23 protein-coding genes and 1 pseudogene are annotated in these 22,351 nt (G+C 40.2%); 9 read left to right on the top strand and 15 right to left on the bottom strand.

The window, feature by feature from the left end; translation table 11 throughout:
- Nucleotides 1-137: 137 nt before the first annotated feature.
- Nucleotides 138-398 (bottom strand): annotated as a pseudogene (locus HYG93_RS13490) (LysR family transcriptional regulator); the annotation flags it as partial.
- A 108-nt stretch (nt 399-506) separates the two neighbouring features.
- Here HYG93_RS13490 and HYG93_RS13485 point away from each other — a divergent pair.
- Complete coding sequence (locus HYG93_RS13485; RefSeq protein ID WP_178962559.1) at nt 507-1,103, top strand: LysE/ArgO family amino acid transporter; 597 nt, start codon at nt 507-509, stop codon at nt 1,101-1,103.
- A gap of 87 nt (nt 1,104-1,190) precedes the next feature.
- On the opposite strand, the gene HYG93_RS13480 is transcribed toward HYG93_RS13485, so the two are convergent.
- The 5 genes from HYG93_RS13480 to dapD form a co-directional block, all read right to left on the bottom strand.
- The gene (locus HYG93_RS13480; RefSeq protein WP_106985923.1) at nt 1,191-1,649 is read right to left on the bottom strand and encodes a peroxiredoxin; all 459 of its coding nucleotides are present in this window, start codon (nt 1,647-1,649) and stop codon (nt 1,191-1,193) included.
- Nucleotides 1,650-1,822: 173 nt separating this feature from the next.
- The gene (locus HYG93_RS13475) at nt 1,823-2,230 is read right to left on the bottom strand and encodes a hypothetical protein (protein ID WP_106985922.1); all 408 of its coding nucleotides are present in this window, start codon (nt 2,228-2,230) and stop codon (nt 1,823-1,825) included.
- 13 nt (nt 2,231-2,243) lie between these two features.
- Nucleotides 2,244-2,915: a 7-cyano-7-deazaguanine synthase QueC gene (gene queC / locus HYG93_RS13470; protein WP_106985921.1), complete on the bottom strand. Its 672-nt coding sequence runs from the start codon at nt 2,913-2,915 to the stop codon at nt 2,244-2,246.
- Nucleotides 2,916-2,945: 30 nt separating this feature from the next.
- Nucleotides 2,946-3,656, bottom strand: a complete 711-nt coding sequence (queE, locus tag HYG93_RS13465; protein ID WP_117007507.1) for a 7-carboxy-7-deazaguanine synthase QueE — start codon at nt 3,654-3,656, stop codon at nt 2,946-2,948.
- Between the two features lie 83 nt (nt 3,657-3,739).
- Nucleotides 3,740-4,561 (bottom strand): 2,3,4,5-tetrahydropyridine-2,6-dicarboxylate N-succinyltransferase, encoded by an 822-nt coding sequence (dapD, locus tag HYG93_RS13460; RefSeq protein ID WP_120365671.1) that lies wholly within the window; start codon nt 4,559-4,561, stop codon nt 3,740-3,742.
- Nucleotides 4,562-4,872: 311 nt separating this feature from the next.
- Between dapD and carO the strand changes: the two genes are divergently transcribed.
- A complete protein-coding gene (carO, locus tag HYG93_RS13455) occupies nt 4,873-5,604 on the top strand; it encodes an ornithine uptake porin CarO (RefSeq protein ID WP_178962558.1) in 732 nt (243 codons plus the stop codon).
- Nucleotides 5,605-5,689: 85 nt separating this feature from the next.
- Here the strand turns inward: carO and HYG93_RS13450 are convergent, their stop codons facing one another.
- The 8 genes from HYG93_RS13450 to HYG93_RS13415 all read right to left on the bottom strand — a co-directional run bounded on the left by HYG93_RS13450 (nt 5,690) and on the right by HYG93_RS13415 (nt 13,730).
- Entirely contained in the window at nt 5,690-6,922 is a 1,233-nt protein-coding gene (locus HYG93_RS13450; RefSeq protein WP_178962557.1) for an OmpP1/FadL family transporter, read from the bottom strand.
- 115 nt (nt 6,923-7,037) lie between these two features.
- Entirely contained in the window at nt 7,038-7,961 is a 924-nt protein-coding gene (locus HYG93_RS13445; protein WP_106985916.1) for a CysB family HTH-type transcriptional regulator, read from the bottom strand.
- Between the two features lie 52 nt (nt 7,962-8,013).
- Nucleotides 8,014-9,075 (bottom strand): sulfate/molybdate ABC transporter ATP-binding protein, encoded by a 1,062-nt coding sequence (locus HYG93_RS13440; protein ID WP_106985915.1) that lies wholly within the window; start codon nt 9,073-9,075, stop codon nt 8,014-8,016.
- Nucleotides 9,076-9,086: 11 nt separating this feature from the next.
- Entirely contained in the window at nt 9,087-9,974 is an 888-nt protein-coding gene (gene cysW, locus HYG93_RS13435; protein WP_178962556.1) for a sulfate ABC transporter permease subunit CysW, read from the bottom strand.
- Nucleotides 9,971-10,804: a sulfate ABC transporter permease subunit CysT gene (gene cysT / locus HYG93_RS13430; protein ID WP_117007511.1), complete on the bottom strand. Its 834-nt coding sequence runs from the start codon at nt 10,802-10,804 to the stop codon at nt 9,971-9,973. The genes cysW and cysT overlap by 4 nt, the downstream gene beginning before the upstream one ends.
- An 81-nt stretch (nt 10,805-10,885) precedes the next feature.
- On the bottom strand, nt 10,886-11,491 hold the full coding sequence (locus tag HYG93_RS13425; RefSeq protein ID WP_117007512.1) for an alpha/beta hydrolase: 606 nt from the start codon (nt 11,489-11,491) through the stop codon (nt 10,886-10,888).
- Between the two features lie 27 nt (nt 11,492-11,518).
- Complete coding sequence (locus HYG93_RS13420; protein ID WP_117007513.1) at nt 11,519-12,532, bottom strand: sulfate ABC transporter substrate-binding protein; 1,014 nt, start codon at nt 12,530-12,532, stop codon at nt 11,519-11,521.
- A gap of 193 nt (nt 12,533-12,725) precedes the next feature.
- Nucleotides 12,726-13,730, bottom strand: coding sequence for a sulfate ABC transporter substrate-binding protein (locus HYG93_RS13415; protein ID WP_106985910.1), 1,005 nt, complete (start codon nt 13,728-13,730; stop codon nt 12,726-12,728).
- A 190-nt stretch (nt 13,731-13,920) separates the two neighbouring features.
- Here HYG93_RS13415 and pabC point away from each other — a divergent pair, with 190 nt between their 5' ends.
- The 6 genes from pabC to HYG93_RS13385 all read left to right on the top strand — a co-directional run bounded on the left by pabC (nt 13,921) and on the right by HYG93_RS13385 (nt 18,994).
- Nucleotides 13,921-14,748: an aminodeoxychorismate lyase gene (gene pabC / locus HYG93_RS13410; RefSeq protein WP_120366171.1), complete on the top strand. Its 828-nt coding sequence runs from the start codon at nt 13,921-13,923 to the stop codon at nt 14,746-14,748.
- Complete coding sequence (gene mltG, locus HYG93_RS13405) at nt 14,735-15,787, top strand: endolytic transglycosylase MltG (protein WP_178962562.1); 1,053 nt, start codon at nt 14,735-14,737, stop codon at nt 15,785-15,787. Before pabC ends, mltG begins: the two co-directional genes overlap by 14 nt.
- Before the next feature lie 9 nt (nt 15,788-15,796).
- Nucleotides 15,797-16,393 (top strand): dTMP kinase, encoded by a 597-nt coding sequence (gene tmk / locus HYG93_RS13400; protein ID WP_178962555.1) that lies wholly within the window; start codon nt 15,797-15,799, stop codon nt 16,391-16,393.
- A gap of 142 nt (nt 16,394-16,535) precedes the next feature.
- The gene (locus tag HYG93_RS13395) at nt 16,536-16,961 is read left to right on the top strand and encodes a PaaI family thioesterase (RefSeq protein WP_121531221.1); all 426 of its coding nucleotides are present in this window, start codon (nt 16,536-16,538) and stop codon (nt 16,959-16,961) included.
- Nucleotides 16,962-17,141: 180 nt separating this feature from the next.
- Nucleotides 17,142-18,110: a hypothetical protein gene (locus HYG93_RS13390; protein ID WP_121531223.1), complete on the top strand. Its 969-nt coding sequence runs from the start codon at nt 17,142-17,144 to the stop codon at nt 18,108-18,110.
- A 5-nt stretch (nt 18,111-18,115) separates the two neighbouring features.
- Nucleotides 18,116-18,994 (top strand): histone deacetylase, encoded by an 879-nt coding sequence (locus tag HYG93_RS13385; protein ID WP_120366169.1) that lies wholly within the window; start codon nt 18,116-18,118, stop codon nt 18,992-18,994.
- Nucleotides 18,995-19,085: 91 nt separating this feature from the next.
- Here HYG93_RS13385 and nadB read toward each other — a convergent pair whose 3' ends face one another.
- The gene (gene nadB, locus HYG93_RS13380) at nt 19,086-20,723 is read right to left on the bottom strand and encodes an L-aspartate oxidase (protein WP_106985903.1); all 1,638 of its coding nucleotides are present in this window, start codon (nt 20,721-20,723) and stop codon (nt 19,086-19,088) included.
- 231 nt (nt 20,724-20,954) lie between these two features.
- Here nadB and HYG93_RS13375 point away from each other — a divergent pair, with 231 nt between their 5' ends.
- Complete coding sequence (locus tag HYG93_RS13375) at nt 20,955-22,340, top strand: Do family serine endopeptidase (protein WP_106985902.1); 1,386 nt, start codon at nt 20,955-20,957, stop codon at nt 22,338-22,340.
- Nucleotides 22,341-22,351 lie beyond the last annotated feature (11 nt).

The following is a 22,351-nucleotide window of genomic DNA, read 5'->3' as shown; positions in this document are numbered from 1 at the left end:
CTTTAAGTTCTTGGCAAATTCTTTGGCTAATGCCAGCATTGCTTCATCTTTCATGGTAAACACCTGTGTTGCCCCTAACAGCGTTGAGGGATAGTCTAAGCGTTTACACAGTTTTATTTACAGTCTCTGTAAAAACTCTGAGTCTGCCCAGTTAAGTGATGTAAAAAATCCTGCTCACGTAAGCGGTTATGTTGTAAGTAATTTAATAGACTGCGTCCAGCATCTGTCACGTAGCATGGCCGTTCACGCACAATTAAAATATGTCCCAAACTTTTTTCTAAGCTTTGTACACGCAAAGTCACAGCAGAAGCAGTAATGGATAAACGGATGGCCGCAGCCTCAAAACTGCCTGTTTCAGCCACCGCTAAAAATGCATCGCATTGTTTATGATTCAGCATATTGATCTTTACTTAAAATAATTTAGTTAAGTTGATATTTTCTTAATAATACTCAATTTTAAACAGAAGCATTGATAATAAGCCTCATCTTTTTCATGTTTGATGCTTATGTGGCATACCTATATTCAAGGTCTTTTAGTTGGCCTTAGTTTAATTGTGGCGATTGGCGCGCAAAATGCATTTGTATTAAAGCAAGGCTTAAGACAAGAGCATGTGTTTTGGATTTGCTTGAGCTGTGCGCTATCAGATTCAATTTTGATTGTCTTAGGTGTGATTGGTTTTGCAACAGTGTTGCAACATTATCCAGAAATTGTGCAATTAGCAAAATGGGGCGGTGCATTATTTTTGCTTTGGTATGGCTATATGCATGCTAAGCAAGCACGACGTGGCCAGTCTGCTATTGAACTCAATAATGCAAGTGTACAAGGCTTAAAACATTTGATATTCATTAGTTTAAGTCTGACATGGTTAAATCCACATGTTTATTTAGACACCGTTATTCTATTGGGCTCTATTTCTGCACAATTTGAGGCTGTTGCATATTTTGCAGCAGGTGCAATTACGGCATCATGGTTATTTTTCTTTGCACTGGGTTATGGAGCACGTGTATTAATTCCAGTGTTTAAAAGTCCTAAAGCATGGCAAGTTTTAGATGGTCTCATTGCGCTGGTGATGTGGAGCATTGCTTGGTCTTTAATCTTTTAGTAATAAAAAAGCCTATTTTAAAATAGGCTGATTGAGAAGCTTTGCTTGAAAAAGTGCGTGTAATTTTGTCGCGCGTGGTGCTTGTGCTTATGCAGATTGAAGGACTTTTAGGTCTTCTAGAACTGCTTCAGCATGCCCAGCAGCTTTTACTTTACGATATTCTTTTACCAATTTACCTTCATGGAAAATAAACGTCGAACGCTCGATGCCCATCACTTTTTTGCCATACATATTTTTTTCTTTAATGACATCAAATAGCTGACAAAGAACTTCTTCTTTATCACTGATTAAATTAATGCTGAGGTTTTGTTTTTCAGTGAAGTTTTGATGTGCTTTTACGGAGTCACGTGAAATACCAATAATCGTGGTATTAAGTGCATCAAATTGGTCTTTTAAGCAAGAAAAGCCGACTGCTTGTGTGGTACAGCCAGGCGTTGAGTCTTTTGGGTAAAAATAAACAATCAGCCATTCAGTTGCCAATTCAGCTAAATTGACTTCACCTGTTGTTGCAGGGAAGGCGTGTTGAGGTAGGGTCAAATCAGACATGGGCTGTTCCTTCAAAAATGATGCTGTTATATCAAAATATATAGTGAAGATAATCAATCTATCATACAGAAGTTCGTACGAAGAGGTACAGTGAGTGCTTGGATATACGTAAGCAAGAGATTGCCAAAGATAAAAAAGCCTGCAATTTGCAGGCTTTTTAGTGCATCAAAAAATTATTTAGATGCTTGAGCAGATTTCATTGCTTCTTCAGTTAAGGTTTTTAATTTACCTGTTAACTGAGGGCCAAAACATGCTTGTAAATCTTTATTTTGTTTTTGAACAAAAGCTAAAGATGCAGGGCTTTTCTTTTGGTTAATTGCACTTTGGATGTCCCATTTTTGTGCATTCGTCAAACGACCGTCTGCTTCAACAGCACAAGTACAGTATTTGCTGACTTCAGCAGCAGATAGCTTTTTACCTTTGCCAGTTTCTTCTTTACAAACATTAATTAACGCAGATTTAACGTTAGTGCTTTTATAAGCTTGCTGTAATTTGTCATTGTCAGCATGAGCAACAGAAGCAAATAGTGCTGTTGCAGATACTGCAATAGAAAGCATAATGTTTGATTTTAGCATATTCATAAACTCTACCTTGTTATACCGGTATATAACGTGTTGGATCTGCAACTCCTGCATCTGCAAAGCCTTGCTTACGCAGACGGCAGCTATCGCATTTACCACAAGCACGTCCTTGGTCATCTGCTTGATAGCAAGACACCGTTTGGCTATAGTCTACGCCATGTTCTATACCTAAGCGAATGATATTTGCTTTGGATAAATGTAACAGAGGTGTTTCAAATTTAAGAGGTTTTCCTTCAACGCCAACTTTTGTTGCTAAGCGCGCCATGTTAGCAAAAGCCTCAATAAATTCAGGACGGCAGTCTGGATAGCCTGAATAATCAACGGCATTGATGCCAATGACAATTGCTTCAGCACCAAAAACTTCTGCTGCTGCGAGGGCATAAGATAAGAAAATCGTGTTACGTGCTGGTACATAAGTAACAGGAATGCCTTCTTGCTCATGGTCAGGTACTTCAATACTGTGATCAGTAAGTGCAGAGCCACCTAAATTACCCAAGTCGATATTAATTACACGGTGTTCAACACCTGCTTGTTTAGTCAGTTGCTGTGCAGCGACTAATTCAGTCGTTGAGCGTTGACCATACATAAAGCTAAGCGCAATACATTCATAGTTTGACTGTGCCCATGCTAAGCAAGTAGTAGAGTCTAAGCCACCAGATAATAAGACAATCGCGCGAGGACGCATGTTCAAATCTCCAAACATTCTTTAATACTATTAACGACCAGTTTCGTCATTCCAAAGAAGTTTATGCAACTGAAGTTGGAAGCGGACAGGGAGATGGTCATCTAAAATCCACTGCGCAAGATCACGTGCAAGTTGAGGAAGACGTACAGCACCTTTCTCTACAGCAAACGCAGGAGAGAACCATACGGTGCTGACTTTTTGATGCAATTGGAACTGTTCAACTTGCTGTTTTGACCATTCATAATCTTCACGATTACAAATGACAAATTTAATTTGATCGTGCTCAGTTAAATAATCGAGGTTACTAAGCAAATTCCGTGCAGATTCGCCGGAAGTTGGGGTTTTTAAATCTAAAACTTTAGATACACGAGGGTCTACTTTGGACACATCCAAAGCACCACTGGTTTCTAATGACACTTGGCAACCTAAATCTGCAAGTTTGGTCATGAGTGGAAGTGCATTGGGCTGAGCTAAGGGCTCACCACCTGTAACGCAAATATAAGGCGTTTTAAAGTCGAGTGTAGTTTGAATAATTTCTTCTAATGATTGGCGTTGACCACCTTCAAACGAATATGTGGTATCGCAATAGGTGCAACGTAGAGGGCAACCTGTAAGACGGATAAATACAGTCGGTAAACCAGCTGCATTGGCTTCGCCTTGCAATGAATAAAAGATCTCCGTAATACGTAAACCCGCAGAAGGATCAGAAACAGGAATGGCGGAAGATCGAAGCGTACTCATAGCAAAATTAAACCATAGTTTAGAAAACAAAAATCTCTACGATCATGACTGATCGTAGAGACACAAAAGAGATGAATAAAGAATTATTCGTCGCGTAGAAGATCGTTCAAGCTTGTTTTCGCACGTGTTTTAGCGTCAACTTTTTTCACGATAATTGCTGCATATAGGCTGTAAGTACCGCATTTAGAAGGAAGGCTACCTGCAACTACCACAGAGCCCGCTGGAACGCGACCGTAGTGAATTTCGCCTGTTGCGCGGTCATAAATCTTAGTTGATTGACCAATGAACACGCCCATAGAAATTACAGAACCTTCTTCTACAATCACGCCTTCAACGATTTCAGAACGTGCACCGATGAAGCAGTTGTCTTCAATAATTGTTGGGTTAGCTTGAAGCGGTTCAAGTACGCCGCCGATGCCTACACCGCCTGAAAGGTGAACGTTTTTACCAATTTGAGCACATGAACCTACAGTTGCCCATGTATCTACCATTGTACCTTCGTCAACGTAAGCACCAATGTTTACATAAGAAGGCATTAATACAACGTTTTTCGCTTGGAAAGAACCTTTACGTGCTACAGCTGGTGGTACAACACGTACACCTGCAGCTTTAAATTGTTCTTCAGTCCAACCTGTGAATTTAGTGTCTACTTTATCGTAGAATTGAAGGTCACATGACTCGATTGGCTTGTTGTCATTTAATTTAAAAGATAACAATACCGCTTTCTTAACCCATTGGTGAACAACCCACTCACCATTGATTTTTTCAGCTACACGTAAAGAGCCGTTATCAAGGCCAGCAATTACTTCCTCAACTGCTGCACGTACTTCAGCAGGGCAGTCTGCTGCAGTGAAGTTAGCACGGTTGTCAAACGCTTGTTCAATGATTGTTGAAAGCTGAGACATGATCTTCCATCCAGAAAAAAATTTTCATCGATTTTACACTAAATTGGGCTAAAAATAGATGGAAAATAACCAATAGATCGGAATTAATAATTAAAATGAATAGAAGTTAAAAACCAAGCCGAGATGTGGTTAAAAAATGCTCTAAATAAATTAAAAATCAATATCTCAGTCAAATTTGTATCAAAAAATAACAAAAACTCAGCAAAATTTGAATAAAACGTGATCGGTATCTAATTTATATTGCAACTCAGAATGAAAAATCAATTTGTAAAACAATTTATCTAATGTTGTTATTTGAGAGGAGAAACAAAATGAAAGCTCTACATACAACAATTCTAGCAGTTGCAATGTTGGCTACAGCTGGTACAGCAATGGCTGATTCAGCAGTTGTGCATGATGGCTATGCATTTGATCAAAATAAACTGATTCCAACTGGCGCACGCCTTGAAGTGGGTACAACAGGTTATGGTGGTGCTTTACTTTGGACTGCAAACCCGTATGTTGGTTTAGCTCTAGGTTATAACGGTGGCGATATTTCATGGAATGATGATGTATCTGTCAACGGTACGAAATATGACTTAGACATGAATAACAACAATATTTACCTAAATGCTGAACTTCGTCCTTGGGGTGAAAGTGCGAACCCATGGGCACAAGGTCTATATGTAGCAGCAGGTGTGGGTTATATTGATAATGATTACGATCTGACTAAACGTTCACAAGACGGTACAATCAAAATTAATGGTACGAACTATTCATATAGTGGTTCTGTAAATGGTCAAATGTCATATAAAAATGACATCGCACCGTACCTAGGTTTGGGTTGGGCGCCAAAAATCAATAAAAACTGGGGTGTATTTGGCGAAGTCGGTGCTTATTACACAGGTAACCCATCAGTAGATCTTGATAAATCAGGTACATTTGTAAATGCTGCTGGCGGTAATGCATCTGCTGATTTACGTGCAGAAGAGCAAAAAATCCGTGAAGGTGACAAATACGAATGGCTTCCAGTTGGTAAAGTGGGTGTAAGTTTCCATTGGTAAGATCTAAAAGATTTTACTGATTCATAAAAAACAGGCTCCGGCCTGTTTTTTATTGTCTGATATTAAATGCTTCGCGATTTAAAGTTTAAAAGTAATGTCCAATTTTTAGACCATAAGCCCAAGCAGTACGGTCATCTAAGGTTGAAATAGAACTTACTGAAATACTGCCCTTGTCTTCTTTGGAGGGTTTAAATTTTAAATAGTACAAACCACCAGAAATAAAACTTTTGGGGCTAAATTGATAACGAAGACCTGTGCCTAATCCGTTATAACCATTTGCGGGGTTAATGGTTGAAGCGGGATTATCACTACCACTGTCCCATACCGTTTCTAAGCTTGCGAAAGTGCGAGCATTGAGCTGATGCGCTATACCAATTTTGGCTGACCATTGATCTGATTGGTAATCGATTAAATTAAAATTAGCCAATGCCTGAATAAATGCAGAAATTTCTGGTGTGGGTGTTAAGGCCTTAGAATCGGAAATGGTATTTTGAATAATTTGGTCAAAGCCTTTAGGCTTAATTTTAAAATTTGACCAATCCACCCATCTTACAGAACCATAAATCAGATTATGTGTGGTGATGCCACTCATAAAGTCAAAATTAACGGATTGAGGTGTGACAATTTCAGTGTGATCGGAAAAATCGCCATGCATGGCTGTGCTTTCAATTGCCTGATTTTTATGTTTGATTCTAGAGCGATAAGTTAAGTTGGCCCGCAATGCAATTTCAGGAATCTGATAACTGATACCTCCCAGCCATCCTAATGCTCGATCATTTTTTAAGGTGACGTTGTAGCCATTAAAAAAATAGAAGCTTTGTCCAAATAAGTTGAGGTCGCCACCAAAGTTTTGATAGGCCAATCCACCATAAATATTCCATTGAGGTGTGGGTTGATACCCCATTAGCGCAGCAATATTTTCTGATTTAAGATGAATATCAATAGCTTCTAATTGTTCATGCCCAAGAATAGATTCAGGTGAATAGTCATAATTCAGTTTAACGCCAAAGGGTTGATCGAGTAATAACCCTACTGAGACCTGTGGATTGAGCTGTAATTTAATAGCACTTTGCACAAAATGGAAATCTTCAATTAAGTTCCCTGTTGAAAAGTCAGTGACATTCAGGACTTGGGACAATTCTTCTTTATTTGAGTTTTCACCACTTAGATTGCCCGTAACAACGCCAAAATTAAATTCCGTATAATTGTTGGGTTCTAGGAAGGCCAAGGTACTTTGTCCAGATCGTTCGAGCGCTGCTGCTTGCGTGTGGCATGCGATACATAGGGGGAGTAGCGCAAGCATAGATGCAGATTTCATAAACGGGCCTAATATTGGGTGATTTTTGTTCCATAGTGTAAGTTAAAAAAAGCACAAAAAAATTTTTTTAAGATAAAAAAGAGGCCGAAGCCTCTTTTTGTTTATGTTTTTATGTTTAATCTTCTGGGTAGGCGACTTTTTTCAGCGCTTTAATATCTGCATCAGGTGAGCAGAGTGAAATAAATTCATAACCATAGCCACGTAATAAATGACCTTTACGTACGGCAAGCCATGTGGTGTTGATACCAAAAATATCCGTTTCAATTTGTTTTAGGCGATAGTCACGTTCATTGTCATAAGCCACGTTATTGACAATGCCGACACCCATGTTCAGCTCTACATAGGTTTTAATAACATCGGCATCGAGAGCAGACATTACGATGTCGACATCTAAGCCTGCATCATCAAAGGCTTGGTCGATTTTAGAACGACCTGTAAAGCCACCGTGATAAGTAATAATTGGATATTGAGCAAGGTCTTCAATTTGGATATTGTCTTGACTTGCCAATGGATGATTTTGTGGTGTAATGATACTGTGTTGCCAGTTATAGTAAGGCACACTTGCTAGATTACTTTCAGTTGTAAGTGATTCAGTTGCAATACCAATATCTGCTTCACCCTGTAACAGCATTTCTGTAATTTCGACTGGGCTTGCTTGTTGTAAAATCAAATGAACTTTAGGGAATTCTTTTTTAAATTGATTCACAATCGGCGGTAACACATAGCGCGCTTGGGTATGTGTGGTGGCAATGGTCAATGTACCTTCGTCTACTTTGTTAAAGTCATCGGCAAGGCGTTTAATATTATCGGCATCGACCAACATGCGTTCTACAATGCCAAGTAAAGCTTGGCCAGGCTCAGTTAAGCCTAAAAGACGCTTACCTTTACGAATAAAAAGTTGTACGCCAAGTTCATCTTCTAAATCTTTAATATGTTTACTTACGCCAGATTGTGAAGTGTAAAGCGCTGCTGAAGCTTCAGTAAGGTTAAAGCTTTGTCGAACGGTTTCACGAATAATTCTAAGTTGTTGGAAATTCATAATTCTGACTACCTCAAAAATGATGGGGCTTTCCTAGCCCCATCTATAAGTATTATGCGACTTGATTTTCAAATAAATGCAAAGCAGTAGCACTTAACCAAACCGTCTGATTTGGACGGAATTGGTGCAATTTTGCATCATCTGGTGTAAGGGTAATTTCAATTAAATTGCCTTGGCGATCTTGTAGTTCAGCCAGTACTTTGCCTGCAATCCATACTTCACGTAAGAACGTTGCTTGAATGGCATTGTCTTGAGGCTGTGCATGAATACGCAGTTCATCAGGACGGGCAAAGGCAATCACTGGGCCTTGTGGCGAATTTGGTGCTTGTGGCAATTGAATGCGGTCTTCACCAATTTGAATAATGCCATTGCTATTTTGACCTTCAAAACGGTTAGCTTGACCTAAAAAGTCGAACACAAACGGTGTTGCTGGTTTTTCGTAGACTTCACGTGGCGAACCAATTTGCTCAACATTACCTTTGTTCATCACAATAATTTGATCGGCAACTTCCAGAGCTTCCTCTTGGTCATGCGTTACAAAAATAGAGGTGATATGTAATTCATCATGAAGAGTACGCAACCAACGACGGAGTTCTTTACGTACTTTGGCATCGAGGGCACCAAATGGTTCGTCGAGTAAAAGTACACGTGGCTCAACAGCTAAAGCACGTGCCAAAGCAATACGTTGGCGTTGACCACCAGACAATTGAGCAGGATAACGATCCGCTAAGAAACCCAGCTGAACCAAATCAAGTAAACGCGTTACACGTTTTTTGATTTCGGCTTCGGAAGGGCGCGTAGCACGTGGGCGTACACGTAAGCCAAAGGCAATATTGTCAAATACAGTCATGTGACGGAACAAGGCATAGTGCTGGAATACAAAACCAACTTCACGTTCACGAACGTGCACATTGGTCGCATCTTCACCTTCTAAAATAACTTGACCGCCATCAGCAGATTCTAGACCAGCAATAATACGTAGCAGGGTTGTTTTACCACAGCCAGATGGGCCAAGGAGTGCAACCAATTGGCCATCTGGAAAATCGAGTGAAATATTTTTCAGCGCATGGAATGCACCAAAGTGTTTTTCAATATTTTTTACTTGAATACTCATGAGGTCATTCCTTAAGAAGCTGTTGAATCATCATTGCGTTTGTCTTGTTTCTCTTGGCGGATTTCAACCCATGTTTTTAAAATCAGGGTGATAATTGCCAGTAATGCCAAGAGAGATGAAACCGCAAAAGCTGCACTGAAGGTATATTCGTTATAAAGAATTTCGACGTGCAGTGGTAGGGTGTTGGTTTCACCACGGATATGGCCAGAAACCACCGACACCGCACCAAACTCGCCCATTGCGCGTGCATTACACAGAATCACGCCGTAAATTAAGCCCCATTTGATATTTGGAAGTGTGACTTTCCAAAAGGTTTGCCAGCCTGAAGCACCAAGAACAATCGCAGCTTCTTCTTCTTCGGTACCTTGTGCTTCCATCAAAGGAATGAGCTCACGTGCAACAAAAGGTACTGTAATAAACACAGTGGCTAATACAATCGCAGGAACGGCATATAAAATTTTAATGTCGTTGTCCATGAGCCAGCCACCAAACCAGCCTTGAGTACCAAACATCAGTACCAGCATTAAACCTGCAATAACTGGCGATACTGAAAATGGCATATCAATAATGGTGGTTAAAATAGACTTACCACGGAAATTGAATTTAGCAACACACCACGCAGCAGCTACACCAAATACGACGTTCAATGGCACAGCAATTGCTGCCGTAAGTAAGGTGAGTTTAACTGCAGATAAAGTATCTGGATGAACCAAAGCTTGTAAATAGACACCGATCCCTTGCTTAAAGGCTTCAACGAATACCAGTACCAATGGCAACATTAAGCAGCTGGCAAAGAAAATCATGGCAATGATAATGAGTGTACGACGAACCCAAGTCGGTTCACGCGTTGCATCACGTGACTGCAATTTTTCAGCTAAAGCATTGCTGTTTACGTTCATCGTGCAGTTCTCCCTGTACGGCGGCTCGCCCAAGCTTGTACCAAGTTAATGAGGAACAAAATTGCAAACGAAATAACCAGCATAACGACAGCAATAGTCGTTGCACCTGCATAGTCATATTCTTCTAGGCGAGAAATGATCATTAGTGGCGCAATTTCCGTTTTGAACGGTTGGTTACCTGCAATAAAAATGACTGAACCGTATTCACCCACACCACGTGCAAATGCGAGTGCAAAGCCTGTAATAAGTGCTGGGAATAAAATCGGCAGAATCACTTTGGTCACAATCTGCAGACGGTTTGCACCTAAAGCAGAAGCAGCTTCTTCAAGCTCAGTTTCCAAGTCACTCAGTACAGGTTGTACGGTACGTACAACGAAAGGAATACCAATAAAAATTAAAGCGAGGGTAATACCAATCGGGGTATATGCCACTTTAATGCCAATGGGCTCAAGATACTGACCAATCCAGCCTGTTGGTGCATACAGCGACGTTAGGGCAATACCTGCAACTGCAGTTGGTAATGCAAAAGGTAAGTCAACTAAGGCATCAACAATACGTTTACCTGGGAAGGTATGGCGCACTAAGCACCAAGCCAACAATAAGCCAAATACGACATTGATTAAGGCCGCAATAATGGCGGCACTAAAGCTTAATTGTAAGGATTTTAAAATTCGCTCAGAACTTAAAATTTCCCAAAGACCGTCCCAACCAATACCTAACGATTTGATAAACACCGCAGATAAAGGAATGAGCACAATTAAAGACAAATACGCTAGGGTAAAGCCTAGAGACAGACCAAATCCTGGCAGCACTCGGGATCGCTGCGACATGATTACTCCTCAAAGAGAGAACGTTGACTGAAGTCAGTCAACAAAAATATGAAAAATTGGCTCAAGCATAAGTGGCGATGACTAAATTGCAAATTTAAAAAAATACTTGCTGTCATCAGCTTTACTGATATGTGGCATGGTTTTTTCTGAAACAAGATAGTTAAATACTTCAGGAAATGGCCCAAAACCAGACGCAACATTAATATGTCCTGCAAGTCCCGCATTGACTGGTGTCAATTGCCAAGATTTTGCCAGACGCTGTGCATCATCAAAAGCTAACCACGGATCATTTTCACTAATGATTAAAGTCGTTGGGACATGAATGCTTAATTGATGAAAATAAGCTTCATAGTCATTTTGACTATCACGAGCAAAACCAGCCTCACCAAAGCGAGCAGGGTTTGCTGGTGCAACCAGAATCAATTTTTTAATTTTTTGATTGAATTCTGGGTGCTGTGTAAGAGCAGCTACAGTGGTTAAGCATCCAAAGCTGTGCGCAACAATCTGAATTTGGTCTTGTATTGGAGCTACGGTTTGCACAAATTGTGCAATCCATTGCTCTAATATAGGTTGGTTCCAATCTTTTTGTTGTACACGTGAGCATGACATGAGCTGGCGTTCAAGCCAAGACTGCCAGTGATTGTATTCACTACCGCCTACACCAGGAACAACTACAGTATGCGTCATGTCTATACTCCTTATACGGTGTCGGAATTATTTTCCGTTATTCGTTTTTACGATTTGGTCAAAGATACCGCCATTATCAAAGTGGGCTTTTTGTACTTTGTCCCAGCCCCCAAACTCTTGATCAATCGTGACCAATTTGAGTGGTTTAAATACGTGACGGTATTGCGCTAAAGTTTTTTCATTACGTGGACGGTAGAAGTTTTCAGCTGCTAGTTGTTGTCCACGTGGTGAATACAAGAAATTTAAATAACCTTGTGCTAAATATTTATTGCCTTTTTTCTCTGCATTTTTTTCGGCAATTGCAACAGGTGGCTCAGCCAAAATAGACAATGATGGCGTTACGATTTCAAACTTGCCTGGTTGTTCACGAAGCGCCAAATATGCTTCGTTTTCCCAAGCTAGGAGTACATCGCCAATGCCACGTTCAGCAAAAGTTGTGGTTGCGCCACGTGCACCTGAGTCTAACACTTTCGTATTTTTATAAATTTGACGTACAAACTCTTGTGCTTTGGCATCATTACCACCTGCTTGGTGTTTTGCCCATGCCCATGCTGCTAAGTAGTTCCAACGTGCGCCACCCGAAGTTTTAGGGTTAGGTGTAATAATACCTACGCCTGGTTTAACTAAGTCGCCCCAGTCTTTAATAGCTTTTGGATTGCCTTTACGCACTAAGAACACAATAGTTGAGGTATATGGTGTGGCATTGTTTGGTAATTTTTTTTGCCAATCTTTTGGTAAGATTTTGGTTTTCTCTGCAATGACGTCAATATCGGCAGCTAAGGCTAAAGTTACAACATCAGCATCGAGGCCATCAATCACGGCGCGAGCTTGTTTGCCTGACCCACCATGAGATTGTTTGAAATTAATTTTTTGTCCTGTACGGCTTTCCCAGTATTTGCCAAAGTCTTTGTTTACCGCTTCATATAATTCGCGTGTCGGATCATAAGAAACATTTAAAAAGTCTTTGGCAGCAGCACCTAAAGAAAATGTTGATACTGCGAGGGCGATTACCCCAAGTTTCAATTGTGCTGAAAAGCGCATACAGACCTCAATTTTTTGAATGTTTATCAATGCAGAGAAGAATAGCGCCAATCTTTATGCATAAAAAATAATAAAAAATGAATTTAATATGAAATTATAAGATAAGTGTGCTGAAGGCATGACTAACAAAAACAGCAATCCGAAGATTGCTGCTGTTTGATATAAAAATAAGCGTTTGAATATCGAATAAAAATTATTTTGCGCTGTTGGTTTTTACGATTTGATCAAATATACCGCCGTTATCAAAATGTTTTTTCTGTACTTTAGACCAGCCACCAAATTCTTTATCAATGGTGACTAACTTTAATGGCTTAAATACAGACGTGTATTTGGCAGCTACAGCGCTATTACGTGGGCGATAGTAGTTGTTTGCTGCAATGGTTTGACCCGCTGGTGAGTACAAGTAGTTAAGATAAGCTTTGGCTAAATTCAGATTGCCATCTTTTTCGGCATTTTTCTCTACAATAGCCACAGGTGGCTCAGCCAAAATAGACAAAGACGGTGTCACGATTTCAAACTTACCCGGCTGTTCACGTAGTGCAAGGAAGGCTTCATTTTCCCAAGCTAGGAGTACATCCCCAATACCACGCTCAGCAAATGTAGTGGTAGCACCACGTGCACCTGAGTCTAGCACTTTGGTGTTTTTATAAATTTGACGTACAAACTCTTGTGCTTTGGCATCATTACCGCCTGCTTGGTGTTTTGCCCATGCCCATGCTGCTAAGTAGTTCCAACGTGCACCACCGGATGTTTTAGGGTTAGGTGTAATGATGGCTACGTCATTTTTAACCAAATCACCCCAGTCTTTAATGCCTTTCGGGTTGCCTTTACGCACTAAAAAGACAATGGTTGAAGTATAGGGTGTTGAGTTATTTGGAAATTTCTTTTGCCAATCTTTAGGCAATAAATTTGAGTTTTCTGCAATGGCATCAATATCGGCAGCGAGCGCTAAAGTAACGACATCAGCACCTAGGCCATCAATTACAGAACGAGCTTGTTTGCCAGAACCACCATGTGATTGTTTATATGTAATATCTTGGCCAGTTTTCTTTTTCCAATACTCACCGAAGTCTTTGTTAAAGTTATCATATAGTTCGCGTGTCGGATCGTATGAAACGTTGAGAAAGTCTTTTGCTAAAGCGCTGAATGACGTCGCTGAAATGAGTGCCGCCAATACCCCAATTTTAAGTGTATGCATGATTATTTATCCTTTGGATTTTGATTTATCAGATAGCTTGGGTGCAGAATATCTGCTGATTGTTTTTAGAAAAAATAATAAGAAATGCATTTGATATCTGTAAAAATGCAATACCAATAAACACTAGGAATTGTGACTCACAATTTTTAAACTAGGCGCAAAATTAAGTTGCTAAGGCGGGGCGTAGTGCATGCTGTGTTTTAAAAATGGGGCAGAACAGGCAACAATTGCTTTGTCGGATCGTGCTTTTCATTATGGGGATGGTTGCTTTAGTACCGCGCGTTTACGTGAAGGGCAACTTGAATTACACGATTTACACTGGGCACGTTTACAACATGCCAATGAGCGATTAGGGCTAAACGCAGATTTATCACTTATTTTAAAAACATTAGCATTAATTGTTCAGGCAAATGCAAAAGCGTCGGGCACAGTCAAAATTGTGTTGAGCCGTGGTGAAGGACAGCGAGGTTATAGTTGGCCACAGCACCCTGCAGATGTATGGCTGTTTTATTATCCTAAAGCGCAAACTAATTTTGAATACGACATCATTAAAAGTGGTGTATTGGAGCAGGCGATAGGGCTGAGTATGCCTAATTTGGCGGGTCTTAAAACATTGAATCGCTTAGAGCAAGTATTGCTTAAACAAGAGGCCGATCAAAGCAATTGGAGTGAAGCACTCGTTTTAGATATACAAGGGACAGTTGTTGAAGGTGTGAGCAGTAATTGTTTTATTCGTATAAACGATTCATGGATTACGCCAGAACTTCGTTATAATGGCGTACATGGTGTAATGCGGGCAGCCATCTTAATGCGTATGCAACAATCTGGCGTTCAGTGTGTGCAACGCTCAATAGATATGAGTGAGATAGCAAATATTCAAAGCTTATTTTTTTGCAATGCCTTACACCCAATGAAAATTGTTTCACACTTAAATGCGACACCTTTAGATGTTCAGGCCTGTACTGAATTGTTTCATATCCTTCAATTAAATCAGATTCATGAATATGTCATCCGCTAAGCCAAAATCTAAAAATAAAAAGCCACAGCCTGCTTCTAAAAAGCCAAAAGTCATTTTACTTGTGCTTTTGCTCATGGCTGTGATGCTCTGTGCTGTACTATGGTCGAGCTTGTTTAAGTCTTATCCAATTGAGGGTAAAAAACAGATGCTCGCCATTGGTCAGGGCGATACATATTCAGGTTTTATCGATCGATTGGTGAAGGAAGATAAAGCTAGTTTTCCAATTGTTTTGAAGCTGTATCAAAAATTGATGATACACGACACCTTAAAAGCGGGTGTATATGAAGTGCGTGAAGGTATGAGCATTCGCGAAGTCATGCAAATGATTTCAAATGTTGATAATGCTCAAATGAATCGCATTTTAGTCATTGAAGGCACAACCTTTAAACAATTGATTGAAGCACTAAAAAAAGATCCATTGGTACAACATGATGTATCTCATTTATCTCAAGCTGAGCTGTTAAAGGCATTAGATATTCCTTTTGACCATCCTGAAGGCTTATTCGCACCAGATACTTATTTCTTTGCCAAAGGTGAGTCGGATAAAAAGATTTTAAAAGACTTATACAGCCGTCAAATGAAAGCTTTAGATCAAGCTTGGGCGAATAGTGCAACAGATTTGCCATATAAAGATAAATACGAAGCGCTGGTAATGGCATCCATTATTGAAAAGGAAACCAGCCTCGACAGTGAGTTAGAACAGGTGTCAGGTGTATTTGTACGCCGTTTAAAATTAGGCATGCGTTTACAAACCGACCCAACCGTGATTTATGGCATGGGTGATAAATATACAGGCAATATTACCCGTCAAGATTTGCGTACGCCAACGCCTTATAATACCTATACCATGAGTGGCTTACCGCCAACGCCAATTGCTTTACCAAGTAAAAAAGCCATAGAAGCGGCTATGCATCCAGATGCTGCAGACAATATTTACTTTGTTGCAACTGGCAATGGTGGGCATAAATTTAGCGCAAATTTGCAAGATCATAATCGCGCAGTGCAAGAGTATCTTGCTGTGATACGTTCGAAAAAATAAGGAGTGAGCATGTTTATCAGTTTTGAAGGTACTGAAGGGGTTGGTAAAACCACGCTCATTCGTAAAATCTATGAGCACTTTCAAAGCCAAGTTCAAGATGTGATTCTTACACGTGAGCCAGGGGGTACACCTATGGCAGAGCAGATTCGTGGCTTACTTTTGGCAGTAAATCACGAAGAGCAAATGTGTAATGATACTGAGCTTCTACTGATGTATGCCGCACGTGCGCAACATATTGCACAAGTGATTATGCCAGCATTAGAAGCAGGGAAAATCGTACTTTGTGATCGTTTTACTGATGCAAGTTTTGCTTATCAATGTGCAGGCCGAGGTTTAAGTGAAAGCAAACTACAGATGCTAAATGAGCATTTTGTTAGTCGTATGCCCGATGTCACATTTTGGTTAGATGCGCCTATTGAGTTGGGTATGGATCGTGCACGAGCACGTGGTGCGCTGGATCGTTTTGAGCAAGAGAAAGTCACTTTCTTTGAGAAAGTAAGGTCGGGTTATGCAAGTTTGGCAATGCGTGAACCACAGCGTGTGAAACGCTTAGATGCGACACAAAGCCCTGAACATGTTTTTACACAAGCAATGAACTACTTATAAGTTTTGCATAGATCTGTGACCATGTATGAATAATACTGCGATGACTGGATAAATAAATTCACTACACTTGTCCAAATGGTCATAGTTTTCACCAGCAAACTACTTTAAAAATCATCCATTACATCGTGATGGGTGATTTTTAATGTCTGTGAAACTGGAAGAGGTGGTTCAATTTTTATCATTGGTCTATCCGCCGAGTTTAGAAAAGTGTGAAATTTTGGCTGTAGATGAACGCTCATCTTCCGTATTGTGGAAAGTGAGTAGCATTGATATTCGCCCAGGCGGAACCATTTCAGGACCCACCATGATGGCATTGGCCGATCTTGCAATGTATGTGGCCATTTTGGGAGAAATTGGTTTAGTGGGGCTGGCTGTCACCACAAATATGAACATTAACTTTTTACGCAAGCCTACTGGGGGATTAAATTTGCGGGCTGAATGCCGCTTAATCAAAGTAGGTAAAGTATTGGTTGTGGGAGAGGTGTGGATTTATTCAGTTGATTCAGAAGATCCCGTCGCGCATGTCACAGGAACATATTCGATCCCTCCAACACGTGAGGCTGAATAAAGACTAATCATGTAAATGAAAAATGCGCATGACCATTTGTCGAATATAAATGCCAACTTTATTGCAATTGTTGGTGTTTATGTTGGCTACTAGGCGGGAAAATGGACTGACATACAAAATACTTATGTTGCAAAAAAAAATAAAAAATATAATAAAAACAGTTAGACAGGAATAATAAAAATGGCAGATAAAGATCATGAAGTCCTTCAGCTTTTCACTTCTCGTGTACATCCTTTGTCTGTAAAACTAAGTGAAATGCTCAATGAACATTATTCACATCAAAGTGAACGTCGTGGCTGTGGTTATACGCAGGCCACACGTGTGCTCGCGGAGTATGTAAATACCACACGTGATGTCGCAGATTATCAAGATTTAAAGTTATTTGAGACATGGGAAGCTAAAAACTTACGCCAGTTAAAAGACCAAAGTAGTTCGTATCAGCTAGAGGTTGATGACTGGCATAATCTGGATCAAAATCTGCAAGTTCAACAATTCTTAGCACATGCGCCAGACTCGGATTATAAGCAACAATTACAAGCGGAATATCAGCGTCAAAAGGCATTACGTGGACTGAGTCAACATGCACAGCTAGAGGAAAGTAAGCTCATTTGCGATTTAATTGAGGATGTCATTTTACCTAAGACCCGTGATGGAACTGGGGTGGTTGAATTAAAAAATCGGAGTGAAAAGCCTAAAGTGGGTTCTTGCCCAATGGCAGAGAATTTTTTTCTAAAAATTGCACATCGTAGAGTATTAAGACAGGGTGAAATTAATATTTTTATTGATGAACAGGGGGAGCCTCTACTCATGGAAAAAATGAATATGGGAGATAATCACTCTTGTATTAGTTTGCGCCCAGTGATTATGAACGGTGTGCGACTTCCTGCGGGTTCTTTATTTTCAGTAGATTATGACATTACGCAGATTGCGCAAAAAATTCCAAACCAAGAATATAGTGGCTATATCATTCCACATAATGCCATTGATGGTTTCTGGTTTTTAAGATTAACTACTTTGGCTGTTTCTCCAGTACATCGAAAACGAGCGTTTAGTACGCATTTTGAACAGCAAGTGGCCAATGGGTTATTTAGCCCAGGGACCACAGAGTTACAACAATTAATGGATGTTGCTTTAGCACAATTGGAATAATTTGCATGTTAGATGTCTGCTATTCAGCTCAGTATGTGGCACATACACATACCAATAGTATGGAAAAGCTTAAAGCGGTTGCAGATGCATTGGGGACATGGCCTAATATTCGTTTCCACAGGCCAGAAGTTCTGGATATAGAAATTTTAAAACAGTTACATGACCCAATTTATGTTGATGCTGTTAATACTGGAATACCTGAAAAATTAGCCACATTTTCTGGTTTTAAACCGTGGAATACACAGCTGCGTGATGCAGTACTCAATATTAATGCAGGGCAAATTTTGGCTGCAGAACTGGCATGGAAAAATGGTATTGCTGCCAATATCGCACAAGGATTTCATCATGCGATGCCTGAATTTGGTGGGTCATTTTGCACATTTAATGGTTTGGCACTGGTTGCACAGCAGTTTCCCAATAAAAGAATATTTGTTTTAGATTGTGATCAACACGGTGGAGACGGTACTGCTGAATTTACGCGACGCTTCAGTAATCTATTTAACTTTAGTATTTATGGCTTAATTTTTGGTTGCCCTACATATCCACGTTCCGTGACACGGCATGTTCATAAAGATAAAGGCAGTTTTGCACAATATACGCTGGCCGTGCATGAGGCTTTTCAAATGGCAAAAGACTGGGGAGCGGACTTAATTGTGTATCAAGCAGGGATGGATTGTCATCAAGCAGATCCTTTTGGTTCTTCATGGTTCAGTACTGAACTCATTCAAAAGCGTGAAGAAATGGTGTTTAAACTCGCGCATCGCAGTCAAATACCCATGATGTTTGTATTAGCAGGTGGCTATCAAAAATTAGAAGATTTGGTGCAATTACACTTATTGAGCTTTCGGGCTGCTCAAGAGGCTTATGGAATTCATCATCCATAGCAGGCTGAAAATCGGGTAAATATCAGGCCGTGTAAGCCACAACCTGACGTTTTACTTGTTGTTTAAATGGTTTTGAATGATCTACAGCGTTTTAGTCTTCGTTCACTAGTGGGCAATCGACTTGGAAATTAGGAGGTGCTAAAACGGTTTTACGTAATTCAGGAGCCAAATCTGGATAATCAAGTGTAAAGTGTAATCCACGAGATTCTTTACGTTCCATCGCACAGCGTACAATCATTTCCGAAACTAAAACCAAATTGCGTAATTCAATCAGGTTTTTACTGACTTGATAGTCTTGATAGTATTCTGTGATTTCATGGTTAAGCATTTCAATTCGATGCAAAGCACGTTGCAAACGCTTGGTCGTACGTACAATCCCCACATAATTCCACATGGTTTGACGTAATTCATCCCAGTTTTGCAAGATCACGACATCTTCATCAGGATTGGTAACTTGAGAATCATCCCAAGCAGGAACTTCAGGGGAAACATACTCAGGCTGTAGATGCGTTTCAATATGTTTGGCAGCGGCCATACCGTAGACAAAGCATTCTAAAAGTGAGTTACTTGCCATACGGTTGGCGCCATGTAAGCCCGTATAAGATGTCTCACCAATTGCATATAATCCTGCAATATCTGTTTCGCTATTTTCGTCAACCACCACACCACCACAGGTATAGTGGGCAGCAGGTACCACAGGAATCATATCTGTAGTAATGTCGATGCCTAATTCCAATAGACGCTCATAGAGTGTCGGGAAGTGTTCTTTGACAAAATCAGCAGGTTTATGGCTAATGTCAAGCCAAACATGACGTATGCCTAAACGTTTAATTTCATAATCGATTGCACGTGCGACAATATCACGTGGTGCGAGTTCGGCACGCTCATCAAAACGGAGCATAAAGCGTTCGCCATCTGGAAGGCGTAAATATGCACCTTCACCACGCATGGCTTCTGTAATTAAAAAAGAACGTGCTTGAGGATGGTATAAGCAGGTCGGATGAAATTGGTTAAATTCCATATTTGCGACACGACAACCCGCACGATATGCCATCGCAATGCCATCACCTGTCGCAATGTCTGGGTTTGAGGTATACAAATAAGCTTTCATTGCACCACCACATGCCAGTGCGGTAAATGGTGCAAGAAACGTGTGGACTTGATTGTTTTGTTCGTCTAAAGCATATAGACCTAAAGCTCGATGCTTACCTGCAAGGCCAAGCTTCTGCGAAGTAATTAAATCAATCGCAATATAGTTTTCAAAAATATGAATATTTTGTTTTTCTTGTGCCCGTTGTACTAAGGTAGTCGAGATTGCACGCCCTGTCGCATCTGCAGCATGAATAATACGACGCTGTGAATGGCCACCCTCACGGGTTAAGTGTAATTGTTCATCCTGATCTAGGGTGAATTGCACACCATGATCGAGTAGAAAATCGACGGAGGGTTTGCCACCCTTAACCGTCTGTTTGACTGCATCACGTTCACATAAATATGCACCAGCAATCATGGTGTCATCAATATGTTGTTCAAGTGAGTCGGTTTTATCTAGTACTGCAGCCACACCGCCTTGTGCATAATAAGTGCTGGCATCGGTGAGTGTCGATTTAGCCAAAACTGCAATATTAAAATGTGCGGGTAATGACAAGGCCAAACTCAGGCCAGCACCACCGCTACCTACAATAATTACATCAAAATGATGTGTTGTTTCTAAATTAGGCATATCCATTAAGCTAATTTGAAAAAAGTTTGGTAATAACAGCGCTTTTTAATCAAAAAGGCAAGCCTTTGTTGATTGAAAAATGATGAATATTATTCATACACCGTGTGTTTTTAAGGAATAATTAAGCTATTGTTTATTAGGATGTATATCTAAACATATTGTTACGAATGAAGCTTTTACTTTGTGATAAAAACAATTTTATTTCAAAACTTCAATAAAAAGGGATGCATACTTGTTATGAAAAACCAATACCTACAAAAAGGATTATACGCGGCGGTTTTCACTGTAGCGGCGACGCAAGTTCAAGCGGCGGCACCTGTCGATTTTTCCAATTTGGTAGAGCAGGTCAGTCCTGCTGTGGTCAGTGTGAATGTAGTTAAAAAGTTAAGTCAAGAAGAACTACTACAACAGCAAGTCCCTGAGATTTTGAAGCGTTTTTTCGGTAATCAAGTTATTATTCCGCAGCAACGTATGCCACAAGAAAAAACTGCGTATGGTAGTGCGTTTTTTATCAGTAAAGATGGTTATTTACTCACGAACCACCATGTTGTGGAAGATGCATCTAAAGTCACCATTGTATTGAATGACCGCCGTGAAATTGATGCCAAAGTAGTTGGTAGTGATGAACGTACCGATGTGGCTTTATTAAAAGTTACAGGGACTGATTTTCCTGAACTACGCACGGGGAATGTTGAGCAATTAAAAGTGGGTGAGCCAGTTTTAGCAATTGGATCGCCATTCGGATTTGATTATTCAGCATCTGCAGGTATTGTCAGTGCAAAAATGCGTAATATGATGGGGGAAACCTCAGTACCATTTATTCAAACAGATGTCGCGCTAAATCCAGGTAACTCAGGTGGTCCATTGTTTAACCAGCGTGGAGAAGTCGTGGGTGTGAACTCACGTATTTTTAGTGGAACGGGTGGTTATATGGGCTTGTCATTCTCTATTCCTATTGATGTTGCAATGGATGTCGCAGAGCAATTGAAAAAGAACGGTAAAGTTACGCGAACTTATTTAGGGGTGAGTTTGCAAGATATTGACCGTAATTTAGCAGAGTCTTATAACTTATCTAAACCTGAAGGTTCTTTAATTACTCAAGTCACTCCAAATTCTCCAGCTGCTCGAGCAGGATTAAAAGCGGGTGATGTCATCTTAAAATTAGATGGTGCACCAATTTCAAGAACTTCTGATTTATTAAATAACTTGAATCGATCTGTGCCAAATCAAACGATTCAATTAGAAGTATTACGTGATGATAAGCGCCGTAATATTAGTGCGACTTTAGTGGTTGCTCCAGATGATACACCTGCACAATCACAAAATAAGGCACCGGTAAGTAAAGGTCCAGTTTTGGGAGTGAGTATTCGCAATTTAACCGAAGCTGAATTAAGCCGTTTAGATGTTAAGGGTGGTGTTTTAATTCAGGATGTCTTACGAGATGGTATTGCTGCCCAAGCGAAAATTTTGCCAGGCGATGTGGTGACACAGCTAAACAATAAGACCATTAATAATGCCAATGATTTTGTATCAGCCGTTTCTGAGCTGAAAAAAGGAACGATTGCACGAGTGGCGATTATTCGTGAAGGGCAACGTGCAATCGTTGGAATGCGTATTCAATAAAAAACTGGCTA

The organism is Acinetobacter sp. SwsAc6 (genome assembly GCF_013391565.1).
In the GTDB taxonomy this organism is placed as follows: Bacteria; Pseudomonadota; Gammaproteobacteria; order Pseudomonadales; family Moraxellaceae; genus Acinetobacter; species Acinetobacter cumulans.
The sequence above is the reverse complement of the archived record's forward strand: the minus strand, read 5'-3'. Positions and strand labels throughout refer to the sequence as shown.